This is a genomic window from Clostridium sp. CAG:43 (assembly GCF_000434655.1).
Taxonomy (GTDB): Bacteria; Bacillota; Clostridia; order Lachnospirales; family Lachnospiraceae; genus Otoolea; species Otoolea fessa.
Genome location: NZ_FR894995.1, coordinates 1 through 6893, shown reverse-complemented (window position 1 = coordinate 6893; position 6893 = coordinate 1). Strand labels below are relative to the sequence as shown.

Genomic DNA, 6893 nt, shown 5'->3' with positions numbered 1-6893 from the left:
ATGCGGCTTCTGCGGAAGCCTTATGGACAATGTCACATCACGGCGGTGCTGCTGTCATTGTCCACGCAGACGGCTTTATATTTTGCTTCATCAGCAGAACAGTTGTTTCCGTTTTGGAAACAACTTGCCAACTGCCAGTGAAAAACATCAACCTGATGTTTTTCACTGTTATGGGTATCGCTTCTTCTGCGACACCCATTTTCTTTTTGCGAAAAAGAAACAAAAACAAGAACGAAAGGACGGTGAGAACGAATGGCGATCTACCACTTGGAAGCAAAGGTGGTCAGCAGAGGTGCGGGACGGTCTGCGGTTGCAGCTTCCGCTTATCTGAGCTGTACCAATATCTTAAACGACTATGACGGAGTGCGGCACGACTTTACACGCAAGAAAGGGCTTGTATGGCAGGATGTGTTTCTGCCGGAGTTTGCTCCTGCTGAATGGAAAGACCGTGGTTTGCTTTGGAATGCGGTGGAGAAAAACGAAAAGACCAAGGATAGCCGACTTGCCCGTGAGTTCGTTCCTGCGCTGCCCATTGAGCTGACACCAGCACAATGGCAGGAGCTTCTAACCGATTTTATTCAGAACAACTTTGTTGCCGAGGGAATGTGCGCAGATGTTGCTATCCATGATCCGCACTCGCCCGGTCATAATCCTCACGCTCACATTATGCTGACGGTGCGCCCGCTTGATGAGCAGGGCAACTGGCAGTACAAGACCGAGAAAGAATATCTCTGTGTCAGAAACGGCGAGGAGCGGGGCTTTACCGCCGCTGAGTTTAAGGCGGCACAGGCTGACGGATGGGAAAAGCAGTACCCGTACAAGGTGGGGCGGAAGAAAGTGTATATGCCATCATCCGAAGCAGATAAGCACGGATATGAACGAGCCAACAAGCATCCGAAAAGCACCAAGTTCGGCAGACAGAATCCCATTGCAGAGCGTTGGAACAGCGAGGAACAGCTTATTGAGTGGCGCAAGGCGTGGGCAGACGTGACTAACCGCTATTTGGAGCGATACGGACACGATGAACGTATCGACCACCGCAGCCATGCAGATCGGGGCTTGACCGAGCAGCCCACCATTCACGAGGGCGTAGTTGCCCGTGCGTTGGAGAAAAAGGGTATTATCTCTGACCGCTGTGAAATCAACCGCCAGATCAAGGCAGACAATGCGCTGCTCCGTGAGCTGAAAGCGACGATCAAGAAACTGATGCAGGCGGTGAAGAATACCGTTCCTGCCATAGCGGAGGCAATGGAAAAGATACGCAGCAGTATACTGATTTTCAGTTATCAGCTCCGTCATATAGGTGTGGGAAAACACAATATGGGCAAACGTGTCAAAGCAGTCAAGCCGGAGCTTGAACGCTATGTGGGATTGGTGCAGCAGATTAAGGACAAATCCAAGGAACGGAAAGCTCTGCTTGCAGAGAAAAAGGAAAGGCCCTTCTATCAGATACCCAAGCTGCATGACCTCACCCGCTGCATTACCGAGCTGACCGAGGAGTTGGAGGAACTGAAAACCGAAAAGGCAATGTTGCTTCGTTCTTTGGACTGCGCCGATGATGTGGGCATTTCTGCCGTGAAGAAAGAAATTGCCGCATTAGAGAGTGCGTTGCAGAAGTTGTCCGAGCAGGAGGAGAAATATTCTGCCGAGCTTGATGAAGCCTTGAAGCAGTACGCCGAACTGAAAGAACAAGCCGCCGGTATGGACGCTGTCGAGCTGATGGACGCAAGGCTTGCCGTCCGTGAGGAACAGGAACGCTCTGTCGCCAGTCGTGTGAAGTCTGCCTACGGTGAGAAATACGATCCGATGATGATGCAAGACAGCAAGCGCGATGTGGCAAATCTGCTCAATGAGGAAACAGAGGCACGCTCCATCCGTGAACGTCTGCGTCAGAAGCAACAGGCACAGCAGAAGCAGAACAAGAAGAAAAGCCGAGACAGGTGGGAGCGGTAAAATTTCAGCGGGAGTGCATCGTTCAAAATGTACTCCCGCTTTTTACATCTATTTTCGCATTCTTTAAAGCGTCTTGTAGGTTTAGGATGCAAAAACTCACTCTATTAATCATCTTCAAAAATCATGTCAATTCCTTGCTGCAAGGTTTCTGCACCGATTACACCCGTTGCCTGGGCTATTACGTTTCCATCAGCGTCGATAAAATATGTGGTAGGAATTGAATAAACACCGTAGGTTGAAGCGGCATCCTGATCTGTATCGTAAAATACCGGGAAAGAATAGCTCTGTTCTGCGATGAAAGCGGATGCGGTTTCTACAGTCTCCCTGGAGTCATCGGTCATATTGATGATGAGAAACTGGACTTCTTCACCAATTTCCAGATACTTTTCGTTAAAATCAGGCATTTCCATTTTACAGGGGCCGCACCAGCTTGCCCAGAAATTTAGGACAACAGGTTTCCCGATGAAGTCTGAAAGATGTACCTCATTTCCATCCAGATCGTAAACTGTAAAATCCGGTGCCAATATCTTTTCCGATTCATCCTCTTGCGTTGTTGGGGTGGAGGTTTCTGTGGATTTGGTTTCCTGCGGTGTTTGTGTAGCAAGTAGATCGGGAGCCAGTTTCTGTCCAAGCTGCTTATATAGGATTCCTGCGCCGCCTAAAATAAGAATAAATACAAGAACAAAAATCATTATTATTTTCTTTTTATTCATAAACCCTCCTTAATTAAGCAGGCTGAGTAGCTGTCCCAGTGTTCCTGTCGCCATCAGAATACCAACCAATATCAGGAAACAGCCGCTGACAGTATTGATGATCCGGTAGTGTTTTTTGATCCAGTTGAAGGCTGACTTCAGATAGTCGATCAAAACAGCACTGAGAAGAAAAGGAATACCAAGTCCCAGCGAATAGCAAAGCAGCATCAGCATACCTTCGATTACATGACCCTGCTGAGAGGCCAGCATCAGAGCAGAACCGAGGAATGCGCCCACACAGGGCGTCCAACCCAAGGAAAATACCATGCCAAAGAGCATGGCAGAGAAGAAACCCATCTCATGGCTGTTTACGGTCTTGCCGCCGCCTCTGAACAAATTCCATTTGAAAATACCCAGAAAATTCAGCCCAAAGAGGATTACCACCAGTCCGGAAATTACATTCACCATGGTTTGATATTCCCGCAGGAAGCTGCCGATGGTGCCTGCCAGTGCGCCCATTGCTACAAAGATTACGGAAAACCCACTAACAAATCCCAACGCCCCCAACAGGGTCTTTCTTGTAGTGCGTTCTCCACCGCCCGCAAAATAGGAGATATAGATGGGAAGCATAGGGAGCAGGCACGGTGAAATGAAGGTGATAATGCCCTCCAAAAACGATATTACATATTGCATCCGCCCTCACAGCCCCTTCCGAAAACACCAGACAACAGCCAACCGATAAAGCCCATATAGCCAGCCGTGATGAACGGGTTAGAAGTCAGCGGACAAGCTCCTGTGGAGCATCCCACAAAGTAGTAATATGCAAGGCCGACCAGAGCGCCGCCTGCGGTAAAAAGAACCGGCTTAAGCCATTTTTTGATTTTTTCTTTCATCTCACATTCCTCCTGCTAAATATTCCTCTGCATAGTGAACAGCAGTTGCCCCATCGGCTACAGCAGTCACGACCTGCCGTAATGCCTTTGTGCGGACATCCCCCACGGCAAATACACCGGGGATATTGGTGCGGGTACTCTCGTCTGCAAGAATATAGCCTGCCGGATCAACCTCAACCTGCTCTTTCACCAATTCGGTGGAAGGCTTTCTTCCGACGCTGACAAATACTCCGTCGCAAGCAAGGGTACTTTCTTCTCCGGTTTTCACGTTCCGAATCTGGATACCGGTCAGCTTTTCGTTATGGAGCAGAGCAACGATCTCACTGTCCCAGAGGAATTCCACATTTTCCGTTTTCATCAAAGGCTCATGGTAAATCTTTGTTGCTTTTAAGGTGTCTCTTCGGTGAACGACGATGACTTTTTTGCAGATACGGGAGAGGATCAGGGCATCTGCCGCAGCGGTATTGCCACCTCCTGCGATGACAACCGTTTTATTCCGATAGAACATTCCGTCACAGGCTGCGCAGTAGTGGATACCTTTACCGATTAACTCTTGTTCACCCTCAGCCCCCAGCTCTCTGGGGCCTGCTCCGGTAGCGATCACAATGGTCTTTGCGTACAAGGGGCCTTCACTGGTCGCAGCTTTTTTCACAGAGCCGGTCAGTTCCAAAGACAGCACCTCCGTCAGCTTGGTTTCCACACCAAACCGCTCCGTTCCCCGCTTCATCTTTTCTCCCAGAGAGAAACCGTCGATCCCATCTTCGAATCCGGGATAGTTGTCGATTTGCTCAGTCAAAGCCATCTGCCCACCGGCAGACAGCTTCTCTAAAACTACAGTGTCCATACCGGCTCTTGCAGCATAAAGGGCTGCGGTATAGCCGCCGGGACCGCCTCCTACCACGATCATGTCGTGAATATGCTGCACAGTATTTGCTTCCTTCGTCTGGTGCTGCAAAGTTTCTTCAATGAACGCCACCAACTGCGCCCTGGATTCCGGAGCGACGATAGAGCCAAGAACCTGTCCGCTGTGATAAATCAGCAGAGTAGGGACAACTTCTATAGCCTCGGCCTCAGCCAATTCCGGCTCATCGTCAATGTTGATAGCAGTGAATACCAGCGTATCCTTATATTCCTCAGCAACGCTTTCCAATACCGGAGCCAGACGGCGGCAATATACGCACCAGGGGGCTGAAAACTCAACCAGAACAGCATTTCCACTGTGCACCATTTCTTCAAATTGATTCCTATTGATATTGACAACTGCCATATTGCCAGCTCCTTTCCTTTGTTTGATCATAGTATAGCCAATCTAAAATAACATTTCGGTGATGATATCACATAAAAAGAGCGGCATTGCTGCCGCTCTAAACTTTTTCGCTATGAAGTAATTCAAGGATATGTTCACTGGAACGGATGATTTGAAACTGCTTATCTTTTACGGATGTTTTTTCTTGCCTCCGCCAGCGAGAGAGAAGCATATAAATGAACCGTGTTTGCTTCCCGCCTATAGCGATTAAAGAACGAAAGAAGGAGCAGAGTAAACTCGTGTTGCCAATTCCTGATTGAGCATATACAAACTCTTGGAATCAGAACCGAAGAGTTCCATTTTGGAAATCAAATCATTTGCATTGGTTTCTTCTTCACCTTGCTCTTTCACAAACCAATCGAGAAACTGCATGGTACGGAAATCCCTTGCTTCGTAAGCCTCACCATAGATATCATTAATCAGCGAGGTTACATATTTTTCGTGCTCAAGACCTGCCTTCAAAACATCCATATGGCAAACAGCATTCAGATCAGGCTTGTCAATGGCTTCAAGCGTTACCTTCTGGTTTTCGTTTTGCAGGTACTGATAGAAAAGCATGGCGTGGTCACGCTCTTCCTGAGCCTGAATTTTATACCAGTTGGCAAAGCCGTCAAGCCCGACTTCCTCGAAATAGTTTGAAAAATTGAGATAAAGGTATGCGGAATAGAATTCCTTATTAATCTGTTGATTGATAAGCGCATGTACTTTGTCGTTCATTTGCAAGAACCTCCATGTTAAATTTCAGTTTTCCACAGGCCGTGGAGATTGCAATAGGCGTAAACCGCAACCGCTTTATCATCTCCCAAGCAGAAGGTGACATTGGGTTTGTCATCGGGTTTCAGAGCCTTGCGCTGCCCACCGTTTTCGGTCTGGACATAGACCCACTCGATGAAGTGTTCCGAAAGCATCGGATGATCCACGCTGCCCACATTGACGGTGACGGTATTGCCCTCTACCTTAACCACAGGCTTGTGCTTCTCGCCGCTGGCTTCTACGGTGTTGGGTACCAGAGCAGTCATTTTCTGACCGCAGCACATCATAGGAACACCTGCATCATGGATCATACCCACCAGATTGCCGCAGTGTTCACAGACAAAAAACTTTGCACTCATTTTAATTTCTTCCGTTTTATCAATAGTTTTCCGCACGCACTTCGAAGAATGCCTGAGGATGCTTGCAGACAGGGCAGATCTCAGGAGCCTTGGTTCCTACTACGATATGTCCGCAGTTACGGCACTCCCAGATGGTAACGCCGCTCTTCTCAAACACCTGCATGGCCTCCACGTTGCTCAAAAGCTTGCGGTAGCGCTCCTCGTGCATCTTCTCAATGGCAGCTACGCCACGGAACTGTTCAGCCAGATCATGGAATCCCTCCTCATCAGCTTCACGAGCCATGCGGTCATACATATCCGTCCACTCGGCGTTCTCACCTTCAGCAGCATGGAGCAGGTTCTCGGCAGTATCGCCCAGCTCGCCCAGAGCTTTGAACCACAACTTGGCGTGCTCCATCTCGTTCTGTGCAGTATGCAGGAACAGAGCAGCAATCTGCTCGTAACCGGCTTTCTTGGCTACTGAAGCAAAGTAAGTATATTTGTTGCGTGCCTGAGATTCGCCAGCAAAGGCTTCCCACAGATTTTTCTCGGTTTTGGTACCTGCATAGGGATTCTTTGCAGGAGCCGCAGCATCCTCAATCTTCACAAACTTGTTGGCAGGCTGCTTGCAGATGGGGCACTTAAAATCAGGTGTCATAGGGCCTTCGTGAATGTGACCGCAGACTGTGCATTTCCATTTTTCCATTTTCTTTGTTTCTCCTTTTATAATTTCTTTATTGATGTCGCTTGAGCGATCAGTGTACATAGTATGGAGCATTTCTTCCGCAAGCTCACTGAGCGGTTTGCCGTAAAATTCCTCGTAAAGCTCCTTTATCTCAGGGTTTTCGTGGCTCGAACGAAGAGTCAAAGAGGCATCTCTCTTGTAAAGGCTCTCGATTCTTGCCTTACGGCTTGCATTAGCATCTGCCGCAAAATCACGGGGCTGACCGCCACCGCC

General features: G+C 48.6%; 8 protein-coding genes and 1 pseudogene. 1 reads left to right on the top strand and 8 read right to left on the bottom strand.

The window, feature by feature from the left end:
* Positions 1 to 252 precede the first annotated feature (252 nt).
* Positions 253 to 1953, top strand: a complete 1701-nt coding sequence (mobQ, locus tag QVO97_RS00710) for a MobQ family relaxase (protein ID WP_022358521.1) — start codon at positions 253 to 255, stop codon at positions 1951 to 1953.
* Between the two features lie 104 nt (positions 1954 to 2057).
* Here mobQ and QVO97_RS00705 read toward each other — a convergent pair whose 3' ends face one another.
* From QVO97_RS00705 to rbr, 8 genes and pseudogenes are all read right to left on the bottom strand, one after another.
* Entirely contained in the window at positions 2058 to 2666 is a 609-nt protein-coding gene (locus QVO97_RS00705) for a TlpA family protein disulfide reductase (RefSeq protein WP_022358520.1), read from the bottom strand.
* Between the two features lie 9 nt (positions 2667 to 2675).
* Complete coding sequence (locus tag QVO97_RS00700) at positions 2676 to 3338, bottom strand: cytochrome c biogenesis CcdA family protein (protein WP_022358519.1); 663 nt, start codon at positions 3336 to 3338, stop codon at positions 2676 to 2678.
* Positions 3326 to 3538: a DUF6132 family protein gene (locus QVO97_RS00695; protein WP_022358518.1), complete on the bottom strand. Its 213-nt coding sequence runs from the start codon at positions 3536 to 3538 to the stop codon at positions 3326 to 3328. Before QVO97_RS00695 ends, QVO97_RS00700 begins: the two co-directional genes overlap by 13 nt.
* 1 nt (position 3539) lies before the next feature.
* The gene (gene trxB, locus QVO97_RS00690) at positions 3540 to 4445 is read right to left on the bottom strand and encodes a thioredoxin-disulfide reductase (RefSeq protein WP_288188511.1); all 906 of its coding nucleotides are present in this window, start codon (positions 4443 to 4445) and stop codon (positions 3540 to 3542) included.
* A gap of 63 nt (positions 4446 to 4508) precedes the next feature.
* A pseudogene (locus QVO97_RS00685) lies at positions 4509 to 4805 on the bottom strand (thioredoxin family protein); the annotation flags it as partial.
* A 246-nt stretch (positions 4806 to 5051) separates the two neighbouring features.
* The gene (locus tag QVO97_RS00680) at positions 5052 to 5561 is read right to left on the bottom strand and encodes a ferritin (protein WP_022358516.1); all 510 of its coding nucleotides are present in this window, start codon (positions 5559 to 5561) and stop codon (positions 5052 to 5054) included.
* A gap of 17 nt (positions 5562 to 5578) precedes the next feature.
* A complete protein-coding gene (locus QVO97_RS00675; protein WP_022358515.1) occupies positions 5579 to 5956 on the bottom strand; it encodes a desulfoferrodoxin family protein in 378 nt (125 codons plus the stop codon).
* A 19-nt stretch (positions 5957 to 5975) separates the two neighbouring features.
* Positions 5976 to 6893: rubrerythrin (gene rbr, locus QVO97_RS00670; RefSeq protein WP_288188509.1), on the bottom strand; the 918-nt coding region annotated here is incomplete at its 5' end.